Raw genomic sequence first — 24,273 nt, 5'->3', positions numbered from 1 at the left:
AAAAAACGAATTTTCATCCGAAAAACCGGAACATAATTACATATAGCATAAACTTCATTGCCTATAAAATCAAATTATTACCCTGATTCAGTAGTTTTTTCTTTCAATTACCATAAAAAAACAGGCTTTTTAGAAAAAATGTTATAAAAAAATACCATACGCAGCATAAAACGAACCTTCAGCTCTAAAATATTGGAGCTTTTGAATGTATTTGTTGATTTTTTAAGATTTTTTTTGAAGTATGATGTATACTGTACGAATCGTCTGTACAGCAGTATTGCCGGTATACTCTGCAGGCAGAATATGTGAGGTGGTTCAATGCCTTCCCATAAAAACCGAAAAGTTACCCAGATGGATGTTGCCCGGTACGCTGAAGTATCCACCGGGACTGTATCCCGGGTGGTCAACAATATACCTCTGGTTGACGGGCCTACCCGCACAAAGGTTCTGCGTGCCATAGAGGAATTGGGTTACATCCCCAACCACGCGGCCCAGGCCTTGGCCCAGGGGCGGACAAAGAGCCTGCTTCTCCTGATCCTGGACAAACAGCCCATCCTTCCTTCAACCTGGCAGTACGAACTTCCCGTTCTCCAGGGAATAAACGATTACATAAAAAAGCACGGATATACCCTGCAGATTGAAATTACCAATTACGGCCAGGGGGAAACGGCCGAGGACGTGGGGGATACCATCCTGCGCGGAAGATCCGTCGACGGATTGCTGATCCTAACGTCATGGGAAATCGATGAGGAAATGCTCAGAAAAATTCACGGATACGCCATTCCGGCCATATTTATCGGAAACGGCCCCTACCGGTGCGGCGGCCATCCCGTGGGAGCGTCGGTTCGGTTCGACAATTATTCGGTAATCAGGGAAACCTATAGAATTCTGTATGGGCTCGGCCACCGGAGAATTGCCTTTATCAAGGGAAGCACAGACCAGATCCATTCTTCCATACGGCTTTCGGCGTTCCTCGACGCCGCCGCGGAATCCGGGACGGAACTGCCCGGACCGTATCTCGCCGAAGGCCATTACAGTGTCCAGGGCGGTTACCAGGCTATGTACGGATTCGCCCGGCTTACGGAACGGCCCACGGCGGTAATCTGCGCCAACGATCTTATGGCCATAGGAGCCATGAAAGCCGCCGCCGAACTGGATATACCGGTTCCCCGGGAGCTGTCCATCACCGGTTTCGATGATATTGAAATTTCGGAATACCTTTCGCCGCCCCTGACCACCGTCAGGGTTCCGGCCTACGACCTTGGAAAAAACGGCGCATCCCTGCTGATCAGACAGATAGAACAGGGGACGCCGCCGGAGGATACCCTGCTTCCGGCAGCTATCGTACTCAGAAAATCCACCGATAAAAACGCAGGGTAGCCGCAGTATACCACCCCTCATAGAAGCCTGGAGATACCAATCCCAGGGGTTCCGCCGGATAGAAAAAATCTATCCGGCACCCCGCAGGGCATGTTCCCCCATGCTTCTGTGCCGCTAAGAGCCGGGAATTCAATCCTACCGCACGCCGAGAACCTGGTGGGGATTGACGTTCCACGGGGAAAGGCATCCCGGAAGATCCGACAGAGGCAGCAGGTCGTCACCGATTTGTATGTTGAGAAGATCCTTCATTAAACGGCGGCGGGCTTCAATCCGGTTCCAGGCTTCCGGATACTTCCGCTTAAATTCATCCCGGGTCTTCTGTCCCGCGATGATCACCCCATCTTCAATATGGACACCGGGATACGCCTCGGGGCAGGCAATGATATCGCACTGGACCGCCATGCCGTCCTTAACCGCGTAATCCGCCGTATCGGTGAAAATACTTGAGGTCCATTCGTCATTGTGAATGAGATGTCCCGGGTTGAGCCCGACTCCGAGCCGGTCATACTCGGGAACCTGTCTGCGGATCTCTTTTATTACGGCGCTTCCCGTTGCCCCGATGGTGAGATTCTCATACCAGGTCACAACCACTTTAAAATAAGGAATAAATATTTTTTCCATGATGTCCCGCCACTCCGGCCGGATATCATCGGTGCTCCGGGCGTACATGGACGTCCGGGCAAACATGGAAGAACGGTACCCGATACCGATATTAAAAATATCGCCGTAGGCGAGCCGGTGGCTGCCGGGGCTCACCAGTCCCCGGCGGGTATCTTCCAGGGTAAAGTTGAGATTCGGATGGGCCACAAGGGGATTGCCGTCGATGCAGAAATACGCCGAAGCTTCAATTTCGCTCATCCCCGGTTCCAGGTGACGCATGACGTTATACGCGCTTCTGGAACTTTTCGTTTCCGCCAGCTCAAGGACCGCCATTTCATCGATATCGAGCTGGGTCCGCAGGCCGTAGGCGGGGTGGATCATGATATCCGTTACATTGACCATGGCAGCACCGGGGGCGAACGCTTCCAGCGCTTCCGTAAGAAAACGGGGAATATCGATCTGGTGCGCCGGGTCGCCGGATTCCTCGGAAACGTAATATTTGAGTCCCACAATTCCGACGGTACTGCTTGCGGATATTCCCGCCTGCTTGAATGCCCCGGGCAGCACAGCCTTGATATCCCCGTTTCTCGGCTGGCCTGCCAGGCTGAAACTCTGATACAGAACCCTGCGCAGGGAATAGGGAATGATTTCCGAATAGGCCCAGCCTTCGTTGCCCAGGAGGATCAGCGGTTCATGGCCCTTTGAAAGGATAAGCAGGGCTTCTTCAAACCGGGGATCGTATCCGGTAAAATAATGAATGTTGGCGAAATGTTCCCGGTCGCCGTAGACGAACACATGGGTTGCCCCGTACATCTCAGCCACCTTTTCCAGAACCCGGTTTATCCGGCCCAGATAGGTATCCGCGGGGGCAATACGGACAATGCTTTCGTGTATCATTTCCGACGGGAACCCGGGAACGATGATTTCCTCAATTTTCATAGCGCTGCTCCTTACATACTTCTGAATTTATACTGAATCCGGTACCTGCGCGCTGGCGCAGTATACCGGCATAAATGATCCGTTATGGGCCCAGGTAAATTCCCCCTGCCGGTTCATGGCGATGACCCCGCAGATACAGTCAATCCCGGAACCCGATTCCACGCCCCTCCGGCAGGAGCCGGTCAGATCCCGGGACTGCCCGTAGGAGACGGCGATACCGTGGGTCAGACAGAGCCGCATGATCCCTTCCCCTTCGCCGGTGGCGGAAAGGCCGATATCGCCGGTACAGTAGGTACCGGCCCCGGGAATCGCGGAATCCCCCACCCGGCCGGGCATTTTCATGCGGATTCCCCCGGTGGAGGTGGCCGCCACCAGCGTGCCCGCAGAATCCAGGGCGACCGCGCCGACGGTGGAAAAAACACGGTCTTCATCCCGGATTTCCCGGTAGTACTGCACATCCCGGAGCATCCGTACCCTGCCCCGGGCATCCTCAAGGTTATTGTCCCCCAAAGACGGATCGTAATAAGGAAAGCCGTTGGCCAGTGCGAACTGCCCGGCACCGGCGCCGGAAAGGAGAATGTGGGGCGTTTTTTCCATCACCGCCCGGGCAACCGATACGGGATGCCGCACGTGCTGGATACACTGCACCCCGCCGCACCGCATGGCGCTGTCCATGATGATGGCATCCATTTCAACATCCCCGTTTAGGTTCCGGAAGGACCCGGTCCCGGCGTCAAAGGAAGGATCATCCTCGAGAAGGCAGATGATCCGCTCCACCGCGTCCAGGGCGGACAGTCCCTGTTTAAGCAGATCAAGTCCCTGCCGGCCGTATTCGCTGAGCCCCGCGAGGGCCTGTTTTTTTTCATCCTCATCCGGCGGAAGATCGTGGACTCCGCCGTGCAGAATCAAGGCAACCATCTTTTTTCCTTTTATTGATTTATATGCTGAAGAAACCGGGCAATCCGTTCATTGTTGAATTTCAGGTCGTTAAAGAAAACCTCATTGGAAGCGTCCGCGATCAGGGAGCCGCCTTCGAGAAACAAAACCCGGCGGGCAACCTTCTGGGCAAAGGACAGCTCATGGGTGACGATAAGCATGGTAACCCCGTCGGAGGCGAGCTTTTCCAGGAGCCGCAGCACCTCGACGCTCATTTCCGGATCCAGGGCGGAGGTAATTTCATCGAGGAGGAGCGCCTTGGGGTTCATGATCATGGCCCGGGCAATGGCGATCCGCTGCTGCTCACCGCCGCTGAGTTCGTTGTGCCGGGCCTCTTCCTTGGAAGCCAGTCCGACCTTGGCAAGGTAGTACCGGGCCTGTTCCTCCGCCTCACTGCGTTTGACCCCCAGGAGTTTCATAGGACTGAGGATCAGGTTTTCAAGGACATTGAGATGGGGAAACAGTATGGTGCTCTGGAAAACCATTCCGCAGTTGAGCCTGATGGAACGGAGGTTGCGTTTCTCCAGAACCGAAAGGCCGTTCACCAGAATGTCTCCGGTTTCAATGGACTCAAGTCCGTTGATGCACCGCAGGAGGGTACTCTTTCCGGTTCCGCTGGGGCCCAGGATCACCGTTACCCCGGATTCATCAAAATCAACGCTGAAATCCCGGAGGACCGTCAGACTGCCGTACCGTTTGGTGATATTCTTTACTTCAATCATGGGCATTGTTTCCGAGGCTCCTTTCAGTATGCGAAATCGACACGCTTTTCTATGTTCCGGGCCAGCCGGGACAGGGGATAGGATATTCCGAAGTAGATGGCAAAAACGATGGCCCAGATCAGGAAGGGCTTCATGGTGCGCAGGGACAGAATCTGGCCCGACCGGGTCAGGTCAATCAGGCTTATAAGAGACACAAAGGACGAACACTGGAGCTGGTTGATGTACAGGGTTATGGCCATGGGCACCAGGAGGCGCAGGACCTGGGGGCTGATAATATGGAGAAAAACCGAGAATTTACCGTGCCCCAGGGCGTATCCCGCTTCCCACTGGGCCTGGGGAATTCCCTTTACGGAGTTATGGACCAGCACGGCAAAAAACGCCCCCGTATTGAGGGACAGCGTTATGACCGCCGCGGTATAGGCGGAAAACATTATATGCGAAATCACCGGCAGCCCGTAGTACACCAGAAAAAGCTGGGTTATCAGGGGGGAGTTCCGGAGGGGCTCAATGTAAATCAGGGGCAGAAAACTGATGATCTTTACTTTTGAACACCGGATAATGCCCATAACGACACCAATCACCGTGCCGATGGCAATGGAAATAAGGGTAACCCCCAGGGTCGTACCCGCGGCCCTGAGGAAAAATAACGCGTCATAGGCGGTCAGGTTCAGATATTCTTCAAACATGGTCCTGTCCCTTACAAGGTTATTGAAATTTTACGGTCTATAGCCTTCGACACGAAGGATAAGATGAAGGTGAAAACGCAGTACGCAAACATGATGAAGATGTATACCTCAAACGGCCGGGAGGTCTGCGCCGCGATTGTTTTGGAAACTCCCATGAGTTCGTTTACGGTAACCGAAAAAGCCACCGAAGACGTGAGCACCAGATTGATAAAATTGCTCGTTAATGGTTTGAACGCGATTCTGAGGGAAATGGGCAGCACAAAATAGTAAAAAGTCTGAAAGGGGGAATATCCCAGGGCGTAGGATGTTTCGTAATACCCTTTTTTTACCGCCATGAGCCCAGACCGGATAACTTCGCAGTTCGGCGCGCTGGTATTTATTCCCAGGGCCAGGATCGACGTTACAATGGGGTCCGTATTGATGCCCAGCTCCGGAAGGCCGAAGTACAGGAAAAAAAGCTGCACCAGAAAAGGGGTATTCCGGAGGAACTCCACCCAGGCTCCGGCGAAATTCCGGAGGAAACGGTATTTCGAGCGCCGCAGCAGGGCCATGACCAGCCCTAAAATGAAGCCGAGGATCAGGGAAAGAACCGAAATGATCACCGTCAGGGCTGCGCCCTTGAGCAGTACCTGGGTATACCGGGTAAGAAAATTAAAATTCAAATACATAACCGTACCCCCAAAGGAAATTCCGGCCTCTTTAGATCCGGCGGGACCGCAGGCAGGGCGCACAGGGAGAACTCCCCCAATACACCTGCCGCTGCCCCGCGGCGGAACCGGGAGGGATTACCAGATAACCGTTAAATTTGCCGAAGGAGGCGTACCCCACCATTTTTCATAAGTCTCAGCCTGCCACCCGGAACTGATCATCCAGGATACGAACATATCCACCCAGCGCACAAATTCCATGTCCCCCTTGGGAAGTCCGATACAGATGGGATCACTGGAGTACATCCGGGGAGGCGCCGTCAGGGTACCATTGCTCTGGCCCGCGGTAAAATCAATGAGGGTGCTGTCTTCAAACACGGCATCCACCTTGCTCTGACGGAGGAGCAGAATCTGGTCCGTAAAATCACTGACATAGACGATTTCAGCTTTGGGAGCGAATTTAAGGGCAAGCTCCTCACCGGTGGTGCCCCGGCCTACCCCGATCTTTACCGATGGCATATTGAGGTCTTCCACATCCTTAAACGCCGTTCCGGTGCGGACCATCATTTTTATCCCGCTCTTCAGGTAGGGAATTGAAAAATCTATTGTCTTTGCCCGTTCCAGGGTTCCGGTCATATTGGCAAAGGCCACATCGATCCGGCCCGAGGTGAGTGCGGCGATCCGGGTGGAGCCGTCCACATCGATGACCTCGAGTTTCACCCCCAGGGTTTCCGCCATTTTCTGGGCAAAATCAACGTCATACCCATAGGGCTCGCCCTTGTTGTCCCGGCCGCCTATGGGCGGCCCGTTGAGGGATAAACCGGCCCGAAGAACCCCGGAATCGATAATACGCTGCAGATTATTAGCAGCCGCCGCTCCGGCTGCCGGAGAGCCCCCCTGGGGGCCGCATGAAAGGGTCACAAAAACCAGCATCAGTACCAATAATACGCACCATAGCTTTTTCATCATACCATTCTCCTTTTTTGCGCAAAAATGTAAGCGCTTACATCATTATTTCATAAAAAACCAATAAGTCAACAAAAAAATAAATTTATGTAAAAACGGTGATTTCCGGCGGCACGTTGGGAAAAGTAAAGGCGGAAAAGGAAACGTACCGGGTGATGAACCCGGGTCAGGTTTGGGAGCCGGGTTCATCACCCGGTACTGCGGCTGCACAAAAAAACGGGTACCCCGGTTTAGGGGCACCCGTTTTTCAATTATTTCCGGATTCGGTATTTCAGAATACCGCCACTACTCCGCCGTTATAATTGGCAAGGATATATTCCTTTATCTTCTGCGACCGGAGAGCCGATTCCAGGGCCTTGATCCGGGGATCGTTTTCATTGCCCTTTTTCACGGCCACCACATTTACATAGGGAGATTCCGCTCCTTCAATCAGCAGGGCATCCTGAACAGGATTGAGGCCCGCCTCCATGGCGTAATTACCATTGATGATGGCGCCGTCAACGTCACCCAGGGACCGGGGCAGCTGGGCAGCTTCCAGTTCCCGGAACCGGAGTTTTTTCGGATTGTCGGTGATATCCATGGGAGTTCCCTGCAGTCCCGCCTGGGGGGAGAGTTTTATAAGCCCCCGGGCCTGGAGAAGCAGAAGCGCCCGGCCTTCGTTGGTGGGATCGTTGGGAATGGCTATCACCGCGCCGTCCTTGAGGTCCGAGATGTTCTTAAGCGACGCGGAATAGAAGCCCAGGGGTTCCACATGGACCGCAAAAGCCGTCACCAGGGGAAGGTTCCGCTCTGCGCTGAAGGATTCAAGGTAGGGACTGTGCTGGAAAAAATTCGCGTCCAGATCACCCGCGTCCAGGGCCATATTGGGGGTCACATAATCGGTGAATTCAACGACCCGGAGCTCAATACCCTGGGCCGCGAGATCGGCTTTCACCAGATTCAGGAGCTCCGCGTGGGGAACCGGGGTGGCGCCCACCACGAGTACGTTGGCGCTGCTGCCCTTATCGCCGCCGCCGCCCGCGTACAGGGGCGAAAGACACAGGGCGGCAAATACCGCAAGAAAACAAAACACACTATACTTCTTCATTATTTCCTCCAAAAAACTTGAAAACAAAAATTTAAAAAAACGAACAAAAAAACCGCGGAGGATCACCGCTTGGCAAGCAGCCGCCGGCTGACGGTGGTTCCGGTTAACTGAACCGCCTCCACCAATATAAGAATGATAATCACTGCGGCGATGGTCACATCCATACGGAACCGGTGGTACCCGTAGCGGATGGCCAGATCACCCAGGCCTCCGCCGCCGATGGCGCCCGCCATGGCGGAATAGCCGATCAGGTTGATGATGGTCAGAGCCAGTCCGGATACCAGGGACGGCAGCGCTTCGGGAATAAGGACCTTCCGGATTATCTGCATGGTGGTTGAACCCATGGAACGGGCGGCGGTTAAAACACCCGGATCCACCTCCGATAAGGCCGATTCCGCTATCCGGGCGACAAAGGGTGCCGCCGCTATGGACAGGGGAATAATCGCAGCCGTTGGTCCAATGCTGGTTCCCACAATCATCCGCGAAAGGGGAAAAATGAGAATCATGAGAATAATAAACGGAAGTGAACGGAAGAGGTTCACGATCCGGGAAAGGACGGTATACACCAGGGGTTTCGGCACAAGCCCTGTGGGGGCGCTGCAGTACAGGTACGCTCCCAGGGGGAACCCGAGGAGTACCGCCAATACCGTGGAAGCAAAGGTCATGTACAGGGTTTCCAGGGTCGGCTGGGGAAGAAGGCTGAGCAGAGCGGTTAAATTGAAATCAGCCATATACCAGCTCCCGGGCCGCCGCTGTTTTTGGAGTGTCGAAGACCTCCGCCACCGGCCCCTGCTCAACGATACGGCCGCCTTCGAGAACCGCCACTTCCCGGCAGATACTCCGGATTACCGGCATCTGGTGGGTAATAAGCACCACGGTTATTCCCAGGTGTTCCTGGAGATTCCTGATGAGCGAAAGGATCGCCCGGGTGGTCTGGGGATCCAGGGCGCTGGTGGCTTCGTCACAGTACAGGACTTCCGGCTTCGCCGCCAAAGCCCGGGCAATGGCGACCCGCTGTTTCTGACCGCCGGAAAGTTCCCGGAGACGGGCTTTCCGCTTGTCCCGGATATCAACCATTTCCAGGAGTTCATCCACCCGCCGGTGAATATCCTTATTGTGCATTCCCGCGATTTCCAGGGGATAAGCGATATTTCCGCTCACCGTCCGGGAAGAAAGCAGGTTGAAATTCTGGAATATCATGCCCATTTTCCGGCGGCGGAGCAGCAATTCTTTGCCGCTGAGGGTATCCACCCGCTGGGAACCGTACAAAACTTCCCCGCCGTCGGGCTGTTCCAGGAGGCTCATGATCCTGAGGAGGGTTGATTTTCCGGCCCCGCTTTTCCCTATGATACCATAGATACAGCCCGTGGGAATCACCAGATCCACGCTGCTCAGGGCGTTCACCTGGGCATACTGCTTTGAGATTTGTTTTAGGATTATCATACAGCTCTCCTGTAAACAGACATCCGGAGGAAGTTTCGTTGTTCTGTGTATGGGAGACAAAAAAAGCCTCCCATGAGGAGGCGTCCAAATTCCAGTCAGCGGAAATGCACGACCTCTCATCTGCCGGTACGATGGGTACCGTCGGATTTGGCACCATTCTAATCAGCCGCGCCGATTATGGTTGCCGGGCTTCACAGGGCCGTTCCCTCCGCCACTCTTGATGAAAGATGTCAACTAATCGTAATAATACCGGTTTTCATGCCCCGACGTCAAGAGGGACAGTACCGAGACTTCAAAGCCGGAAAGTACCCGGAGATACCGCTGCCACGGGGCCTGTCATAGAATAATGGGCTCTCTGCGACTTTCGAGGCCGAAGGCCGCTGAGGAGCCAGAGCCCATATCCCCAGGCAGGACCCGCAGTACTATTATTCCCATGCTTCTGTGCAGAACCGCTGATACAGACTGCAGAGGCCCTGCGTCCTACATCAGCGGCACGCCCTGGACTTTGCAGGCGGCGATAGTTTCTTCGGGCCATACAGACGCCTGGACCTCACCGATATGGGCCTTCCGCAGAAAGAACATACACAGCCGGGACTGGCCGATACCGCCGCCGATGGTTTGGGGGAATTCTCCGGACAGAAGACGCCGGTGCCAGAAAAGATCCTTTCGGGCTTCCTGGTCCGTCAGGGCGAGCTGCCGCAGGAGGCTTTCCTCATTGACCCGGATCCCCATGGAAGAAAGTTCCATGGAATCTTCCCGGACCGGGTTCCAGACGATTATATCCCCGTTGAGACCCGTCAGGCCATCCTCGGTGCCGGTGGTCCAGTCATCGTAGTCCGGCGCCCGCCCGCCGTGGGGTATGCCGTCCGAAAGGGGGCCGCCAATTCCCATAATGAATACCGCCCCGTGTTCCCGGGCAAGTTCCCGCTCCCGCTCCTGCGGAGTCAGGTCCGGATACTGCTGGAGGGCATCCTCGGCGTGGAGGATGGTGATGGTCTCGGGAAGGATCGGAACAATAGAAGGGTACTGTTCGGACACCACGAATTCCGTCCGTTTGAGTACCTCATAAATCCGGGAAACCACGGACATCAGGAAGGAACGCTTCCGGTCTTCCGGCCGCATGACCAGTTCCCAGTCCCACTGATCCACATATATGGAGTGGATCGCATCGATATCATCGTCCGGCCGCAGGGCGTTCATATCCGTATAGAGCCCCTTCCCCTGGGGGTACCCGTAATCAGCCAGAGCCATGCGTTTCCATTTCGCCAGGGACTGGACTACTTCCATCTCGGCTTCACCGAGCTGTTTTACGGGAAAACGCACCGGCCGTTCAATACCGTTAAGGTCATCGTTGATCCCGGAACCCCGGGGAACGAAAAGGGGCGAAGTAACCCGGGAAAGCCGCAGCTCCGCCGAGAGGTTGTGTTCAAAAAAATCCTTCACCAGCTTGATGGCCTGTTCGGTCTGCTTTAGGGTGAGAACGGGGGAATAATTTTCAGGCAGGGATGCTGCGTCCATGGTGGAACCTCCGGGTGAATTGTAAGCTAAAGGAAAAGGTCTATCAATGGGAGGGGAAGCACCGGGTCTGACAAGCCGGAAAGCACCCGTGTTTAACGGTTCCGCGGAGCCCGTCATGTAAAAGGGCGGATGAGCGGTTTTCGAGGCCGCAGGCCGACGCACTGCCATCCGCCCTTTTACATGACACCCGGCGTTACCATTCTGTCCGGGTGCTTTCCGGCTTAACCGGCTCGGCGCTGCCCGGAAGGGAGGGCGGCTCCCCCTTCGCTCCAGCCTTGCCGAATGATAGGCGGAGTTTTGCGGAGCAAAACTCCTGAAGACTTGACGCCAGAGGCGGCAAGTCTTACGCTACCCCCACTTCTGGTTCCTGGGGGCGGGTGCTGTTTCCTGCAAAAGCGCAGCGGAGATACCCTGCTTAAGGTGTTACCGGAAGAAGTAAATATTTCAAGAAACCGCAGCCGGTACTGGTAAAAAAGATCAGGGGTTAAAAGTCCTGGCCGCAACATCAATATTCATTTCCCCGGTCATTCCATTAGTAGGACCGAAAGCGGAACTGTCTATCAATGTCCACCCTGTAATACATGACGTTATCTGACCGGTTCTCCTGGTTACGGTGATTTTACTTTTGTAGCCCACCTGCCATTCATCTTCTTCTAACGGGTTTTTACGGTAACTGTCTCCGCCCGAAATGTAATAATCATTGCTCCCGGAATAAGCCCGGATTGGCGAAACGTCCATGGCAAAGTCGTCAATGTTAGTAGTTAAACGGCCCTTCGCGAAGCCGCCGTCCACCACGGTATAGCCGGATTCACACGTTACGATCTTTCCCCATTTATAGGCCACCACAATATCGGTGCCGCTCAAAACTTCCCATGCTTCCACGGACTGGTCGTATTGGTACGCATGGTCCCCCCTGTAAACCCTGTAATCTCTTGTCTCTGAATAGACCGTAAAATATACCCCATCCCGCCGTACTTTGATTTGAGCGGTGGCGGACTTCGTTGTGTCCACTGTGGAAGTGGCCTTAACGGTCAAAAGCAGCTGGGTCTCGCCGGCAGCAACCGACAAGGTACCATCCGGTCCGATAGCAGTTTGGGCATGGTGTGTCCCGACGAGAGACCAGGCAACCGTTTGGGCCGGGTTATTGGTCCCGGTCACCGCAGCGGAGAACGTTTTTGATGTTCCTTTTTCCACATTGGCGGTACCCGGCGTGACAGCAACCTGGGAAACGGTAACCAGATCAGGATCAGGTTCCTGAGAACTGCTGGGATTCGAACAGGACCAAAAGCAGAATATCGACAAGATGATTGACAGAACCGCCACAATACTTTTCTTAAACCTTCCGTAAACTGGCTGATTCATAATTATCTCCTTAGTTAAATACAGAAGGATAAAGGCGAATCTATATTCTTGTCAATATCAAGAAATTAAAGGAAATAATTGTTTTCTAGAATATATAACTTTGCGGATATGTTGTATAAAAACTTTACAGGGTAACCCCGGAAAACGGCGGGGCTTTTTCGAGGACCCGGGCGATAACCCGGTGGTCCGGATCGAGGAAGCCGGGATCTTTTTCCAGAACCGTGAATGCATCGCCACGGGCACGGGCCAGGGCTTCGGCGTCCCGCACAGGATCAGCGATGCCCAGGGAAAGGTATCCCGACTGTTCAATACCGGCGATCTGCCCCGGGCCCCGGAGTTTGAGGTCCTCTTCGGCGATTACAAAACCGTCGGAATTTTCCAGCATGACCATAAGCCGGGTTTTGCCGTCCTCACTCAGGTCATCGGAATACACCAGGAAACAGTAGGACTGGGCATCCCCGCGGCCTACCCTGCCCCGGAGCTGGTGCAGCGCGGATAAGCCGAACCGTTCGGCATGCTCAATTACCATGCAGCTCGCGTTGGGGACATCCACCCCCACTTCGACCACGCTGGTGGCCACCAGGATTTTAATTTCCCCGTTCCTGAAGGCTTCCATGGTTTTCCGCTTTTCTTCCTCATCGAGTTTTGAGTGGATCAGGGCCGCGGGATACCGGGGAAAGATCTCCCGGCCCAGACGGTCCGCCATGGACTGGGCGTCCTTGAGGTCCTTATTTTCATCCATCTCAATAAGGGGATACACGAAATACGCCTGCCGTCCCTGGGCGAGTTCTTTCCCGACAAATTCGTACACCTTGCCTTCGTTGGATTGTTTTGCCAGGTGGGTTTTTACGGGTTTCCTGCCCGGGGGCATGTCACGGATCACCGAAACATCGAGATCACCGAAAACCGTCAGCGCCAGGGTCCGGGGGATCGGGGTCGCGCTCATCATAAGAAGATCCGGCCGGTCCCCCTTGGCCATGATAGAAGACCGCTGGACCACACCAAAGCGGTGCTGCTCATCGACCACCACCAGCCGGAGGTCCCGGTATTCCACATCCTTCGAAAACAGCGCGTGGGTACCCACGGCAATATCGATGTCCCCCGCGGCCAGGGCTTTGAGCAGATGGGAACGGCCGGAGGCTCTGAGGTTTCCCGTTAGAAAAGCGATGCGGCAGCCCAGGGGTTCCAGGAGCCGGGCGGCGTTCTCCGCGTGCTGCCGGGCGAGCAGTTCCGTGGGGGCCATCACCGCCGCCTGCCGGCCCTGTTCCACGGCTCTGAGGGCCGCCATAAAGGCGACCAGGGTTTTTCCCGACCCCACGTCACCCTGGAGAAGCCGGGCCATGGGATACGGCCCGTCCATATCCCGGTTTATTTCCAGGACCGCGTCCAGCTGGCCAGAGGTCAGTTTAAAGGGAAGGCGTTCAAGGAGGCGTTTCTGGAGGAGACTCGGTTCATCCCCGGAGCTGACCGCTGTCTGTTCCCGGGTGTCCCGGTCTCTCCGCTCCAGGGCCCGGCGGCCCACCATGATTTCAAGATAAAAAAGTTCCTCGTAAATCAGGGTATTCTTTGCCTTTTCCAGTTCCCCCAGGGTTTGAGGAAAATGAATAGCCCTGAGGGCGGCGGCCTTTGAAAGAAGCCCTTCCTTGGCGGTTATTTCACCGGGGAGTTCATCCTCCAGCGGCGCGCCGTACTGATCCAGGGCGCTGCGCACCAGGCGGCGGAGCAGGCCCTGGCTGAGTCCGGCGCTCAGCGGATAAATCGGCAGAATTTTCCCGAAACTGCTTTTCCCGCCGGTGCCGGCCCGTTCACCCGCGTCATCGCCGTCCAGGGCTTCCACCTCAAAAGCGGTGGACTGGATTTCCCCGTATTTGTAGAAAAAACGGCCCCAGAGCCGGTACCGCCGGCCCACAATGAGCTGTTTTTCGAGGAACGGCCGGTTAAAGCAGACCAGGACCGCCCGGGCAGTATCGTCTTCCACATAAACCTTGAGGGTCCGCATGCGGCCGAATCCGAACCAGTCGTGGGCAAGGACGGTAACCACGGTGCAGACCGCGGGGTAACTGCCGAAATCCTTCAGGGGCACCTCGATGCTCCGGTCTTCCCAGTCCCGGGGATACCGGCACAGAAGGCCCGCGATGCTGGTGATCCCGGATTGGGCCAGGGTCCGCACTGCGGCGGGCCCCGCTCCCCGGATATGGTCTACGGATGTACTGAGTTCCCGGAGAAACACCGGCGGTCAGATAGGGAGCCGGACCAGAAGTCCGGCGGCCAGGCGGATAACAAATTCCAGGCCGATCCGTACGACCAAAAGAACCACAACGGCGGTGATTATACCGGTCTTGTAATTCGTTATCCTGTCCCTGAAGATAAGCCGGTTAATCCGGTATAGGATAGGCTGGGAAAGGCTGTCGATAATCCGCCAGAAGGTGGAATAGATATTTCTGTTGGTAAGGTACGCGATGAGGCGGATAACCAGGATTATGATACAGAAACTTAGAATAAACGAAACCGCGGACCACAGAGCGGAAAGCACCAAAGCGAGGATAATTCCAAGGCTTATTCTGCCGTACACAGCCGCAGTAAGAAAAATATTGTTCAGCAGGGAAAGCACCGCCAGCGCCACGATGGGAGAAAAATCGAATGTTCCCGTACGGAGAGCCGGAAAACGGCGGAACCAGTTAAGGTAGGGATCAGTTATCCGGGCCAGAATCTCATAGACTCTTCCGTACGAAGCCCCGCTGAACCAGCTGAGCAGAACCCTGATAAAAATCAGAATCATGTAGATACTGGTGAGGCTTCCTAATAAATTCATGATGAACCGCATGGCATCCTCCTAACGGCACAGGCCGACGGCAGGTATTCATGGACCGGCAACCGCGTCCACCTTTACAACATAACAATTTTTACCGGCAATCGTCTAGATAACAGGGTACCCGCAGTATAACTATTTCTCAGCCCCGCAGCATGGAGATACTGTTCATGGGGTCCTGTCAGATGAAAAAAACACCCCAAGGGGGTATTTCTTTTCATCTGACACCCCATGATACCAGTTCGCACCATGCTGCGGGGCCTATGCTCCAGACAATACTGCGGGTTCCCTGCCGTTTGGGGTACTGGGTATGGGCAAACGCTTCCCGAGGCAGTGTGGTAACCGGCACCCCATATCCATCCCCATTCTCCATTAACCCAGCCCCCTGACCTGCCAGGATACCTGCGTTTACACAGTACAGCGGCAACGAAGCATGGTGGCTAACCGGCAGCGCGGGGTGTCACCTGAAAAGAAATACCGCTCCGCGGGATTTTTTTCATGTGACAGGACCCCCGGACTCGCTCCGCCATACTTCGTTGCCGGGAAAACGGATACGCAGATGTCCCGGTTTACTCCCGCCACACTTCGGCGACGCCGGCGCAGAGGGTAAGGGCTTCGAGGTTTGAACTTTCCGCGCTGGCGGTGATCTGGGTAGCCGTCCGCACCACCCCTTCCCCGCCGGAAACCGGGACGTGGATAAATACGGAACAGGGACCGGAATTCTCAAATAAATGGTCCCGCAGCGGATAGAGGCCTTCCTCCCGTTCCGCCGCGGCCTGATCCAGCCGGATATGGACTTCCCGGTAGGACTTTTCCGCCAGCTGCTCCATATCCAGAAGGGCATCCACCAGGAAACTGGGCCGGTCCCGGGAGAGGTCCACCTTTCCCTTGATGGCGATAATCCGGTCCACCGCGAGCTTGTCCCGGCATTTTTCCCAGGTATCCGGAAAAAAAGTCAGGTCAATATCGCCGTTGTAATCCCCCAGGGAACCAAATCCCATCCACCGGCCTTTTTTAGTCTGGTACGGCCGCAGGGATTTGATGATGCCCACCAGGGTGTAGTCCCTGTCCGTAGAGGACCGCTCCAGGTGTGCAAGATCGAGGGACACGGCCCGTTCCCAGAAGGCGCGGTACTCATCCATAGGATGGCCGGAAAAGTAAAAACCGATAAGTTCTTTTTCGATGCTGAGCTGCTCATTCCGCTCCCATTCGGGAAATTCCTCAAATTCAAAATCCGGATATTCCTTTTCGCCGGTATCCTCAAAAAGACTCGACTGACCGAATTTCTTGTCGGCCTTTTTGTTCTGGGCGTATTCAACCGCCCGTTCCAGATTGCCCGCGAGGGTAGCCCGGGACACGCCGAACTGGTCAAAGGCGCCGGTTTTAATCAGCAGTTCGATGACCTTTTTGCCCACGGTTTTGATATCCACCCGTTCCAGGAAATCCATAAAATCCGTATAAGGGCCTTCCTTCCGGCAGGCTACGATTTCCTCCGCCGAAGCGTCCCCCAGACCCTTGATACCCAGCAGCCCGTATACGATCCGGCCGTCTACCACGGTAAAATACCGGTCCGAACGGTTGACATCCGGAGGATCGATGGGAATATCCATTTTCCGGACTTCATCAATATATTCCGGCAGCTTGTCCGTGCTGGTGATCTCATTGGTAAGGTTGGCCGCCATGAACTCCGCGGGGAAATTCGCCTTGAGGAACGCCGTATGGTAAGCCACCATGGAATACGCCGCGGCGTGGCTCTTGTTGAAACCGTATCCCGCAAACGGAACCAGTATCTCGAATATCCGGTCCGCGTCTTTTTCAGAAAATCCCTTTTCTTTGGAACCCTCAATAAACCGGGACTTCTCCTTGATCATGACCTCGGCTTTCTTTTTCCCCATGGCCCGGCGGAGAAGGTCGGCCTGTCCCAGGCTGTACCCGGCGATTATCTGGGCAACCTGCATGACCTGTTCCTGGTACACAATTACCCCGTAGGTTTCCTGGAGGATGGCCTCCAGGGTCTTGTCGGGATACACAATCGCCTGGCGGCCCCATTTGGATTCGACAAACTGGGGAATATACGCCATGGGGCCCGGACGGTACAGGGCGTTGAGGGCTATGAGGTCCTCAATTTTATTGGGCTTCGCCTGCTTAAGGATATTCTGCATACCCTGGGATTCAAACTGGAATACACAGGTACTCTTGCCCTCTCCCAGCATCCGGTACGTAATACCGTCACCTTCCGGGATAGCATCGGAATTGAATGAAGCCAATTCACCGCCCCGCTTTTTGACGAGCTTTTCGGTATTCTTGATCAGGGTCAGGGTCTTGAGCCCCAGGAAGTCCATTTTAACCAGGCCGCAGTCCTCAAGCTGGTCCATGGTAAACTGGGTCGCCACGGTGCCGGTTTTGGAGTCCCGGTACAGAGGCACGTAATCGGTGAGATCGGTTTTGCCGATGACGATTCCCGCAGCGTGGAGGGAACTGTGGCGGTTTTTATTTTCCAGCTTCCGCGCGATGGCGAAGAGCTCGGCGTATTTGGGGTTCTCCTCCAGTTCCTTAAGCCGGGATTCCTGGGCAAAGGCCTTTTCCAGGGTCATCTTGGGATCTTCGGGGATCAGCTTGGCGATCATATTGGCCTCGTCCAGGCTGATATCCAGCGCCCGGGCAACGTCCTTGATGACCGCCCTGGCCTTGAGGGTCCCGAAGGTGATAATCTGCCCCACCCGGTTCTTGCCGTATTTATTCGTTACGTAATCGATTACCTCGCCCCGGCGTTCGTAGCAGAAGTCCACGTCAAAGTCCGGCATGGAGATACGTTCGGGGTTGAGGAACCGCTCGAACAGGAGGTTGTATTTGAGGGGTTCGATGTCGGTGATACGCAGGGCGTAGGCGACAATGGAACCGGCGCCGGAGCCGCGGCCGGGACCGACGGGAATATCCTGGGATTTCGCCCAGTTGATGAAGTCCGCCACAATAAGAAAGTACCCGGTAAACCCCATTTTGATAATGATATCCAGTTCGTATTCCGCCCGCTCCCGGATTTCGCCGGTTATATCGGAGTACCGGACCTTGAGGCCTTCCATGGTAAGGTACCGCATATATTCGTCGGCATCGGAAAATCCCTCGGGGATATCAAAGTCCGGCAGCAGGGGGCCGGGTTTGGGAATCTCGGTGACGCAGCGCTCTGCGATGCGGACGGAATTGCTGATGGCTTCGGGGTACTCCGGGAACAGGGCCGCCATTTCCTCGGCGGTTTTAAAATAAAACTGGTCCCCCTCAAAGCGCATGCGCTTTTCCTCGTTCCGCTTCCGGTTGGTGGAAATACACAGGAGGATGTCCTGGGCCACCGAATCTTCCCGTTCCAGGTAATGGATGTCGTTGGTGGCCACCAGGGGAATGCCCGTACGCCGGGCAATTTCGGCCAGGATGGGATTGATCTTTTTCTGCTCCGCGATGCCGTGATCCTGGAGTTCCAGGTAGAAATTGCCTTCCCCGAAGAGGTCCAGGAACCACCGGGCCCGTTTTTCCGCATCATCGATCTTGTTTTCGAGGATGAGCTGCGGGATTTCCCCGGCAATACACGCCGAGAGACAGATGAGCCCGCCGGAATATTTGACCAGAAGCTCCTCATCAATGCGCGGTTTATGGTAGAAACCTTCCGTATAAGAATAGGAAGACAGCTTCATCAGATTGCGGTACCCTTCCCCGGAAGCCGCCAGCAGCACCAGGTGGTAATACTTGTTCCGGTATTCGGAGCCGGCTTTTTCGAACCGCGATCCCGGGGCCATGTAGAATTCGCTCCCGATAATGGCATGGACCCCGGCTTTTTCGCATTCCTCCTGGAATTTGAGGACCCCGAACATATTGCCGTGGTCGGTAATGGCCAGATGCTTCATACCCAGGGATGCGGCCTTCTCGGCCAGGGCTTTAACCGATGCGGCTCCGTCAAGCAATGAATAATCCGAATGGACGTGAAGGTGTACGAAATCTCCCATACCTGTATAGTAGTGGCAAATCCGAAACGCCGCAAGATTATGAGGGGGAGCACCGGTTCTTTCAAGCCGGAAAGCACCCGGCTCGGTGCTGCCCCTTAGAGAGGGCTGCTCCCCCTGCGCTTCGAAGGTTTGTGTCACGGAGTGACACAAACGCTTCTCCACTACCCCCACTGCTGGTTCCGGAGATAAGAGGAAGCTTATACTCTATTCCTGTGATACCTTATTTTACCTACCGTTAGGTATGTATTTTCCGGCTTAGGCAGGACATCCGCAGTATATCCCAGCAGCGGCACAGAAGCATGCTGTGAACGCCACGAATAAGGCAGGTTCCTTGGGATATCCTTTATTAATAAAGAAGAAATATGGTATATTGTAAACTATAGAGGTATCTACCGTACATATTAAATTCAGATTATGGAGGCTTAGTATGGCTGAAAGAAAATATGAATTTTCCTGGGAAAAAACCATCGGCGCGGATATGCAGGTAGCCCGGCCGAGTCTCGGTCCCAATACCCGCATTGAGGTATACCGACTGTTCCAGTTTACCCTCCGGGATGTCCTGGAACAGCACTACGGCACGGAAACCGCGGACAATCTTTTCCGGGAAGCCGGCGCCCTGGCGGGACGGTCGTTTTTTGACAAATTCCTCAGCGACGCCAAGGATGTGGGAGAACTGGCCATTAAACTGCGGGAATCCTTCAATACATTAGGCATGGGGATTTTCCGGGTGGAAACATCGGAACCGGAAAACGCCCACTTCATCTTTACCGTGGACGAAGATCTCGACTGTTCGGGGCTTCCCGATACTTCGGATGTTATCTGCGTGTATGACGAAGGCTTTATCCAGGGTGTCCTGGAATCCTTCAGCGGGAGGAATTTCGATGTCCGGGAGATCGACTGCTGGTGCACCGGCTCCAGAACCTGCCGTTTCGAAGCCAAAGGAAAAGCATAGGTCCTTTTTACCATGGATACACAAGGGTCCGACGCTCTTGAGCATATAAAAAAACTCATCAACGACGCTTCCGTGCCGGAGATGGATGAAACCATTGCCGCCATACCGGGTATGGCGGATCTGCACAAGCAGCTCGCGGAAATCAGAACCATTCTTTTCGCATTTTCTACCGGAGACCTATCCCCGACCATAAAGACCAGGGGCTTTCTCGCGGGATGTATGAAGTCCCTCCAGGCCCATCTCCGCCACATGGTGTGGCAGGTGCAGCAGGTTGAACGGGGGGATTTCAACCAGCGGGTGGAATTTCTCGGGGAATTCTCCTCGGCCTTTAACAGCATGGTTTCCCAGCTGGAAAACACCCTCCAGACCCTGCAGCGGAAGGAAGAAACCCTGGTGGTATTAACGGATAATCTGCGCAACGAAGTGGACCTCCGCAATTCCGCCATGGAGGCCCTCCAGGAAAGTGAAACCCGCTTCAAATACCTTGCCAGCCACGACCCTCTCACCGGAGCCCTGAACCGGCGGTCCTTTATGGAACGGGCCATGATGGAACTGAAATCCGCCGCCGGCCATTCCATCCCCTGCTCCATCGCCCTGATGGATATTGATCACTTCAAGATGTTCAACGACACCCACGGGCACCTGGGGGGCGATGCGGCGCTGCAGCATGTGGTCGAACTGGTGTCCCATGTCCTCCGGAAAAGCGATTTTATGGGCCGCTACGGGGGGGAGGAATTTATCTTCCTGTTCTCCAACGCGGATCTGGAAACAAGCTGCCGCATTGTTGAACGCATCCGGGAGGTCATTGCCTCGAGCCCGGTTAAGCTTGAGAGCGGAAACACCACCATCACCGCGAGCTTCGGGGTCACCATGACCCGCAAAGGCCAGGACCCGGGGGATAAAAACTATATCCAGAGTCTCATCAACACCGCCGATATCGCCCTGTACCGGGCAAAAGCCGCGGGCCGCAACCAGGTGGTCTGTCTGGCCGAGGCGGATATACCCGGCGATATTTAATTTTTTTCATTTCTTTCCGAATTTTTCCTGAAACATGGAAAAACGGGGATATATTGTTTTAATAACATAAAGTTATAATTTTTACGTCTTTTACATTATTTTCACACATTAGGAGGACACCCCAAGAATGAAGACGATTCTGGTAGTAGATGATTCCCGAATTATGCGGAATATCGTAAAGAACACCTTTTCGGCAATGCGCATTCCCTGTCAGTACGTGGAAGCAGCCAACGGCCGGGAAGCATTGAAGCAGCTGGAAAGCCAGAAAATCCACCTTGTACTGCTGGACTGGAACATGCCGGAATTATCCGGTCTGGAATTCCTGAAGAAGGTCAGAAGCATGGATGAATACAAGGATATGCCCATAATTATGGTCACCAGTGAAGCCGCCCGGTATAATGTGATAGAAGCCCTGAAGAACGGCGCCACCGATTATATTATTAAGCCCGTAAACGAAAAGATTTTTACGGAAAAGCTGTCAAAAATTTCTTTATAAATCAACAACCCCTCCCTGAAGGACGGGATATGTTGGTTCTGCAAGGTATGGATTGTATGTGGGTTTACTACCCCAAAAACAATCTGTACTTACCGAAAAACGCCCTGAAGGGCGGGGTAATAAACCCACGTGCGAATTACAGGAGCTCATACGTTATGGAAAAATATATACAGCCCTTTGTTGATGTTTGCAAAAATGTTTTCAAGGAATTTATTGGCGTTGACCTGGTCGCCGACCGGCCCTATTTTGTTGATAAGGAAGATATCCACGACTGGGATATTTCAGCCATCATCGGCCTGACCGGCGAAGCCCGGGGGGCGGTGGTTATTTCCATGAAAAAAGAACTCGCGGCGAAACTTACGGATATGCTCACCGGCTCGACCCATACGGACATAGACGACGAGGTGATCGACGCCATCGGAGAAATTATCAATATTATCGCCGGCAACGCGAAACGGGGGCTGGAAGAAGCCTTCCGGCTGGTCATCTCCCTGCCGACCATTGTAAAGGGAAAAAATCATACCATAAAATGGCCCAATGACCAGGCCAGGATTATCTGCATTCCTTTTACCGTCCTTGACGGAGAGACGTTCTGCCTTTCCGTGGCCATAGAATCCGTCAAAGGGGCGTAACATGGCTTCCAGCGCAAAAAATATCTTTCTGAATATTCTTACCAGCGGCAAACCCATCGAAAATGAAGAAGACGGAATGCCCGCGGAGATTGTACGGTACATACTCCTCAACGCATCCCTGCTGATCGGCTCCATAATGCTGGTGGTTTTCGGTATCGGAGTTATCCTTGACGGGGAAATTTTCCAGGGCGCCATAGACCTGCTGGTAGCGGTATACGCCATGACCGGATTCTTTATTCTCCGGACCAGGGTTCCGTATATCTATCCCGCGTTCCTCACCATTCTTTCGGCCATGGCGCTTTTTACGTTCCTGGTCGCCGACGGAGGGATCCAGGGTTTCGGCGGTCTCTGGATTTACGTCTTCCCGATTTTTACCATATTCGCATTGGGACTGCGGATCGGACTCGCCATGTGCGCCGTCCAGTTCGCGGCGGTCACCGCCATCGTATTCGTTCCGGGCCTGGCAGCCTTTCCCTACGATATTTCGGCGGCATTCCGTATTTCCGCGGTGTATCTGATGGTCGTTCTCTGTACCATTGTTTTTGAACAGACCCGCCTTACCAAGGACCGGGTGGCGGAACGCCTCAACAGGATTGTTAAGGTCGAACGGGATGAGATTACCGCCATGAAGGACAACCTTAAGGTCGGTATCTTTTTCATGAACCGGGAATATATCATCCAGGGACAGTATTCAAAGGCTATGGAAAACGTCATGGCCGTAACCGGACTGCAGGACAGGAGCTTTATGGAACTGCTCATGGCGTCCCTGAAGCAGCGGGAACAGGATACCCTCATGGATTATTTCACCATGGTTTTCGAACGCTCCTTTGATAACCAGATGCTGGAGGATATCAATCCCCTCCACGAGTTTTCCTACTTCAGCACCGAAACCGGGGACGAGAAAACCCTGCGCTGTACCTTCAGCGCCGTTGACCGGGAAAACGGGGAAGTATTCATTCTGGGGACGGTCCAGGATATCACCCATGAGGTGGCCCTCCAGCGCCAGCTTTCGGAAGAGGAAAACAAACGCCAGGAAGAAATGAAAGCCCTCTTCGAGGTGATCCAGATCGAGCCCCGGGTTTTCAATGACTTCCTGGAGGATACGGATTTTGAATTCAACCGGGTCAACGAAATTCTGCGGAACCGGGAAGTAAGCACCCGGGACGCGGTTATCGAACTGTACCAGTCCATCCACGCGGTCAAATCCAACGCGGTTATCCTGGGTCTGGAAAATTTCAGCACCTCCCTCCATGAATTCGAATCGGAACTCAAGGAACTCCGGGAAAAGGATGAAATTACCTTTGAGGATATCCTGCACATTACGGTGGAGCTGGAAGCAATCATGAAGACCACCGACGGCTTTAAGGATATTCTGGCCAGGATCCGGTCCTTCAGGACCTCCGACCGGAAGAACCAGGATGAATACGTACTCCTGCAGTCCCTGCAGAAGGTTGCCGACAAAGCGTCCCAGGACCTGGGCAAAAAGGTAAAACTCGAAATCAGCCACATCGACCTCAACGCCATCGAAAACGGGCCCCGGCGGGTGATGAAGGAGGTCCTCACCCAGCTCGTCCGGAACGCCGTGAGCCACGGCATAGAGTCCCCCGATGAGCGGGTCAGCTGCGGCAAAAAAGAAGAAGGCATCATCCAGCTTTCCATAAAGGAAAAAGAAGGAACCATCCATATAAAGCTTAAGGACGACGGCAAAGGCCTGGATTTCAGCAAAATACGGAAAAAAGCCGAAGAATTGAATCTGATCAAAAACACGGATCAGAAACAGGACAAAAACTTCCTGCTTAAAACTATCTTTTCTCCGGGATTCAGCACCGAGGGCACGGCCAGCATGCATGCCGGCCGCGGAATCGGGCTCAACCTTGTCCGTGAGCGGGTCAGGGGTGTAAACGGCTCCATAAAACTCCAGTCGGAAAACGGGAAAGGTACGGCCTTTAATATTTATATTCCCCTGGAGCGCAAAGAATCCGATTCCATAGCTTCCTAGCGCTGACGGCTCCGGAGGCTATCCGTGACCCAGGGGTATGGACACTGTCCGCCCCTGGGACAACTATTCCGCGCGGTTCCCGGGGCAGGA

At 54.3% G+C, this 24,273-nt stretch carries 21 protein-coding genes and 1 riboswitch; of the genes, 6 read left to right on the top strand and 15 right to left on the bottom strand.

What is annotated here, in order from left to right:
- Positions 1–318: 318 nt before the first annotated feature.
- Positions 319–1,380 carry a LacI family DNA-binding transcriptional regulator gene (locus JFL75_RS19805; protein WP_215628403.1) on the top strand — a complete coding sequence of 354 codons (1,062 nt, stop codon included), beginning with the start codon at positions 319–321 and terminating at the stop codon, positions 1,378–1,380.
- 135 nt (positions 1,381–1,515) lie between these two features.
- Here JFL75_RS19805 and JFL75_RS19800 read toward each other — a convergent pair whose 3' ends face one another.
- The 15 genes from JFL75_RS19800 to dnaE all read right to left on the bottom strand — a co-directional run bounded on the left by JFL75_RS19800 (position 1,516) and on the right by dnaE (position 19,087).
- On the bottom strand, positions 1,516–2,919 hold the full coding sequence (locus JFL75_RS19800) for a hypothetical protein (RefSeq protein ID WP_215628402.1): 1,404 nt from the start codon (positions 2,917–2,919) through the stop codon (positions 1,516–1,518).
- A 27-nt stretch (positions 2,920–2,946) separates the two neighbouring features.
- On the bottom strand, positions 2,947–3,837 hold the full coding sequence (locus JFL75_RS19795; RefSeq protein ID WP_215628401.1) for an isoaspartyl peptidase/L-asparaginase family protein: 891 nt from the start codon (positions 3,835–3,837) through the stop codon (positions 2,947–2,949).
- Between the two features lie 11 nt (positions 3,838–3,848).
- Positions 3,849–4,577: an amino acid ABC transporter ATP-binding protein gene (locus JFL75_RS19790; RefSeq protein ID WP_215628400.1), complete on the bottom strand. Its 729-nt coding sequence runs from the start codon at positions 4,575–4,577 to the stop codon at positions 3,849–3,851.
- Between the two features lie 23 nt (positions 4,578–4,600).
- Positions 4,601–5,263 (bottom strand): amino acid ABC transporter permease, encoded by a 663-nt coding sequence (locus tag JFL75_RS19785; protein WP_215628399.1) that lies wholly within the window; start codon positions 5,261–5,263, stop codon positions 4,601–4,603.
- Between the two features lie 11 nt (positions 5,264–5,274).
- Positions 5,275–5,931 (bottom strand): amino acid ABC transporter permease, encoded by a 657-nt coding sequence (locus tag JFL75_RS19780; RefSeq protein WP_215628398.1) that lies wholly within the window; start codon positions 5,929–5,931, stop codon positions 5,275–5,277.
- Positions 5,932–6,048: 117 nt separating this feature from the next.
- The gene (locus JFL75_RS19775) at positions 6,049–6,879 is read right to left on the bottom strand and encodes a transporter substrate-binding domain-containing protein (RefSeq protein ID WP_215628397.1); all 831 of its coding nucleotides are present in this window, start codon (positions 6,877–6,879) and stop codon (positions 6,049–6,051) included.
- Positions 6,880–7,147: 268 nt separating this feature from the next.
- Entirely contained in the window at positions 7,148–7,963 is an 816-nt protein-coding gene (locus tag JFL75_RS19770) for a MetQ/NlpA family ABC transporter substrate-binding protein (protein ID WP_215628396.1), read from the bottom strand.
- Positions 7,964–8,025: 62 nt separating this feature from the next.
- Positions 8,026–8,694, bottom strand: a complete 669-nt coding sequence (locus JFL75_RS19765) for a methionine ABC transporter permease (protein WP_215628395.1) — start codon at positions 8,692–8,694, stop codon at positions 8,026–8,028.
- Positions 8,687–9,406 (bottom strand): methionine ABC transporter ATP-binding protein, encoded by a 720-nt coding sequence (locus JFL75_RS19760; protein WP_215628394.1) that lies wholly within the window; start codon positions 9,404–9,406, stop codon positions 8,687–8,689. Before JFL75_RS19760 ends, JFL75_RS19765 begins: the two co-directional genes overlap by 8 nt.
- A 113-nt stretch (positions 9,407–9,519) precedes the next feature.
- Positions 9,520–9,633: riboswitch (SAM riboswitch) on the bottom strand.
- A 253-nt stretch (positions 9,634–9,886) separates the two neighbouring features.
- Entirely contained in the window at positions 9,887–10,924 is a 1,038-nt protein-coding gene (gene asnA, locus JFL75_RS19755) for an aspartate--ammonia ligase (protein ID WP_215628393.1), read from the bottom strand.
- A 477-nt stretch (positions 10,925–11,401) separates the two neighbouring features.
- Positions 11,402–12,286, bottom strand: a complete 885-nt coding sequence (locus tag JFL75_RS19750) for a hypothetical protein (protein WP_215628392.1) — start codon at positions 12,284–12,286, stop codon at positions 11,402–11,404.
- Between the two features lie 124 nt (positions 12,287–12,410).
- A complete protein-coding gene (gene recG, locus JFL75_RS19745; protein ID WP_215628391.1) occupies positions 12,411–14,516 on the bottom strand; it encodes an ATP-dependent DNA helicase RecG in 2,106 nt (701 codons plus the stop codon).
- A gap of 6 nt (positions 14,517–14,522) precedes the next feature.
- Entirely contained in the window at positions 14,523–15,110 is a 588-nt protein-coding gene (locus JFL75_RS19740; protein WP_215628390.1) for a YggT family protein, read from the bottom strand.
- A 202-nt stretch (positions 15,111–15,312) separates the two neighbouring features.
- Positions 15,313–15,468: a hypothetical protein gene (locus JFL75_RS19735; RefSeq protein WP_215628389.1), complete on the bottom strand. Its 156-nt coding sequence runs from the start codon at positions 15,466–15,468 to the stop codon at positions 15,313–15,315.
- 196 nt (positions 15,469–15,664) lie between these two features.
- Positions 15,665–19,087, bottom strand: a complete 3,423-nt coding sequence (gene dnaE / locus JFL75_RS19730) for a DNA polymerase III subunit alpha (RefSeq protein WP_215628388.1) — start codon at positions 19,085–19,087, stop codon at positions 15,665–15,667.
- Positions 19,088–19,514: 427 nt separating this feature from the next.
- Between dnaE and JFL75_RS19725 the strand changes: the two genes are divergently transcribed.
- The 5 genes from JFL75_RS19725 (at position 19,515) to JFL75_RS19705 (ending at position 24,183) form a co-directional block, all read left to right on the top strand.
- Positions 19,515–20,039: a V4R domain-containing protein gene (locus JFL75_RS19725; protein WP_215628387.1), complete on the top strand. Its 525-nt coding sequence runs from the start codon at positions 19,515–19,517 to the stop codon at positions 20,037–20,039.
- Between the two features lie 12 nt (positions 20,040–20,051).
- Positions 20,052–21,056: a sensor domain-containing diguanylate cyclase gene (locus JFL75_RS19720; protein WP_215628386.1), complete on the top strand. Its 1,005-nt coding sequence runs from the start codon at positions 20,052–20,054 to the stop codon at positions 21,054–21,056.
- A gap of 127 nt (positions 21,057–21,183) precedes the next feature.
- Positions 21,184–21,552: a response regulator gene (locus JFL75_RS19715; protein ID WP_215628385.1), complete on the top strand. Its 369-nt coding sequence runs from the start codon at positions 21,184–21,186 to the stop codon at positions 21,550–21,552.
- A gap of 155 nt (positions 21,553–21,707) precedes the next feature.
- Positions 21,708–22,184 (top strand): chemotaxis protein CheX, encoded by a 477-nt coding sequence (locus JFL75_RS19710; protein ID WP_215628384.1) that lies wholly within the window; start codon positions 21,708–21,710, stop codon positions 22,182–22,184.
- A 1-nt stretch (position 22,185) separates the two neighbouring features.
- Positions 22,186–24,183 (top strand): ATP-binding protein, encoded by a 1,998-nt coding sequence (locus JFL75_RS19705; protein WP_215628383.1) that lies wholly within the window; start codon positions 22,186–22,188, stop codon positions 24,181–24,183.
- The last annotated feature ends 90 nt before the right edge of the window (positions 24,184–24,273 follow it).

Origin of the sequence: Breznakiella homolactica (assembly GCF_016616095.2) — a bacterium.
GTDB classification, from domain to species: Bacteria; Spirochaetota; Spirochaetia; order Treponematales; family Breznakiellaceae; genus Breznakiella; species Breznakiella homolactica.
This window is presented reverse-complemented; position numbering and strand designations above follow the sequence as displayed.

Coding starts and splice junctions, on each gene's coding strand:
- JFL75_RS19805 (WP_215628403.1), top strand. CDS start 319: ATGCCTTCCCATAAAAACCGAAAAGTTACCCAGATGGATGTTGCCCGG.
- JFL75_RS19800 (WP_215628402.1), bottom strand. CDS start 2,919: ATGAAAATTGAGGAAATCATCGTTCCCGGGTTCCCGTCGGAAATGATA.
- JFL75_RS19795 (WP_215628401.1), bottom strand. CDS start 3,837: ATGGTTGCCTTGATTCTGCACGGCGGAGTCCACGATCTTCCGCCGGAT.
- JFL75_RS19790 (WP_215628400.1), bottom strand. CDS start 4,577: ATGATTGAAGTAAAGAATATCACCAAACGGTACGGCAGTCTGACGGTC.
- JFL75_RS19785 (WP_215628399.1), bottom strand. CDS start 5,263: ATGTTTGAAGAATATCTGAACCTGACCGCCTATGACGCGTTATTTTTC.
- JFL75_RS19780 (WP_215628398.1), bottom strand. CDS start 5,931: ATGTATTTGAATTTTAATTTTCTTACCCGGTATACCCAGGTACTGCTC.
- JFL75_RS19775 (WP_215628397.1), bottom strand. CDS start 6,879: ATGATGAAAAAGCTATGGTGCGTATTATTGGTACTGATGCTGGTTTTT.
- JFL75_RS19770 (WP_215628396.1), bottom strand. CDS start 7,963: ATGAAGAAGTATAGTGTGTTTTGTTTTCTTGCGGTATTTGCCGCCCTG.
- JFL75_RS19765 (WP_215628395.1), bottom strand. CDS start 8,694: ATGGCTGATTTCAATTTAACCGCTCTGCTCAGCCTTCTTCCCCAGCCG.
- JFL75_RS19760 (WP_215628394.1), bottom strand. CDS start 9,406: ATGATAATCCTAAAACAAATCTCAAAGCAGTATGCCCAGGTGAACGCC.
- asnA (WP_215628393.1), bottom strand. CDS start 10,924: ATGGACGCAGCATCCCTGCCTGAAAATTATTCCCCCGTTCTCACCCTA.
- JFL75_RS19750 (WP_215628392.1), bottom strand. CDS start 12,286: ATGAATCAGCCAGTTTACGGAAGGTTTAAGAAAAGTATTGTGGCGGTT.
- JFL75_RS19740 (WP_215628390.1), bottom strand. CDS start 15,110: ATGCGGTTCATCATGAATTTATTAGGAAGCCTCACCAGTATCTACATG.
- JFL75_RS19735 (WP_215628389.1), bottom strand. CDS start 15,468: ATGGAGAATGGGGATGGATATGGGGTGCCGGTTACCACACTGCCTCGG.
- dnaE (WP_215628388.1), bottom strand. CDS start 19,087: ATGGGAGATTTCGTACACCTTCACGTCCATTCGGATTATTCATTGCTT.
- JFL75_RS19725 (WP_215628387.1), top strand. CDS start 19,515: ATGGCTGAAAGAAAATATGAATTTTCCTGGGAAAAAACCATCGGCGCG.
- JFL75_RS19720 (WP_215628386.1), top strand. CDS start 20,052: ATGGATACACAAGGGTCCGACGCTCTTGAGCATATAAAAAAACTCATC.
- JFL75_RS19715 (WP_215628385.1), top strand. CDS start 21,184: ATGAAGACGATTCTGGTAGTAGATGATTCCCGAATTATGCGGAATATC.
- JFL75_RS19710 (WP_215628384.1), top strand. CDS start 21,708: ATGGAAAAATATATACAGCCCTTTGTTGATGTTTGCAAAAATGTTTTC.
- JFL75_RS19705 (WP_215628383.1), top strand. CDS start 22,186: ATGGCTTCCAGCGCAAAAAATATCTTTCTGAATATTCTTACCAGCGGC.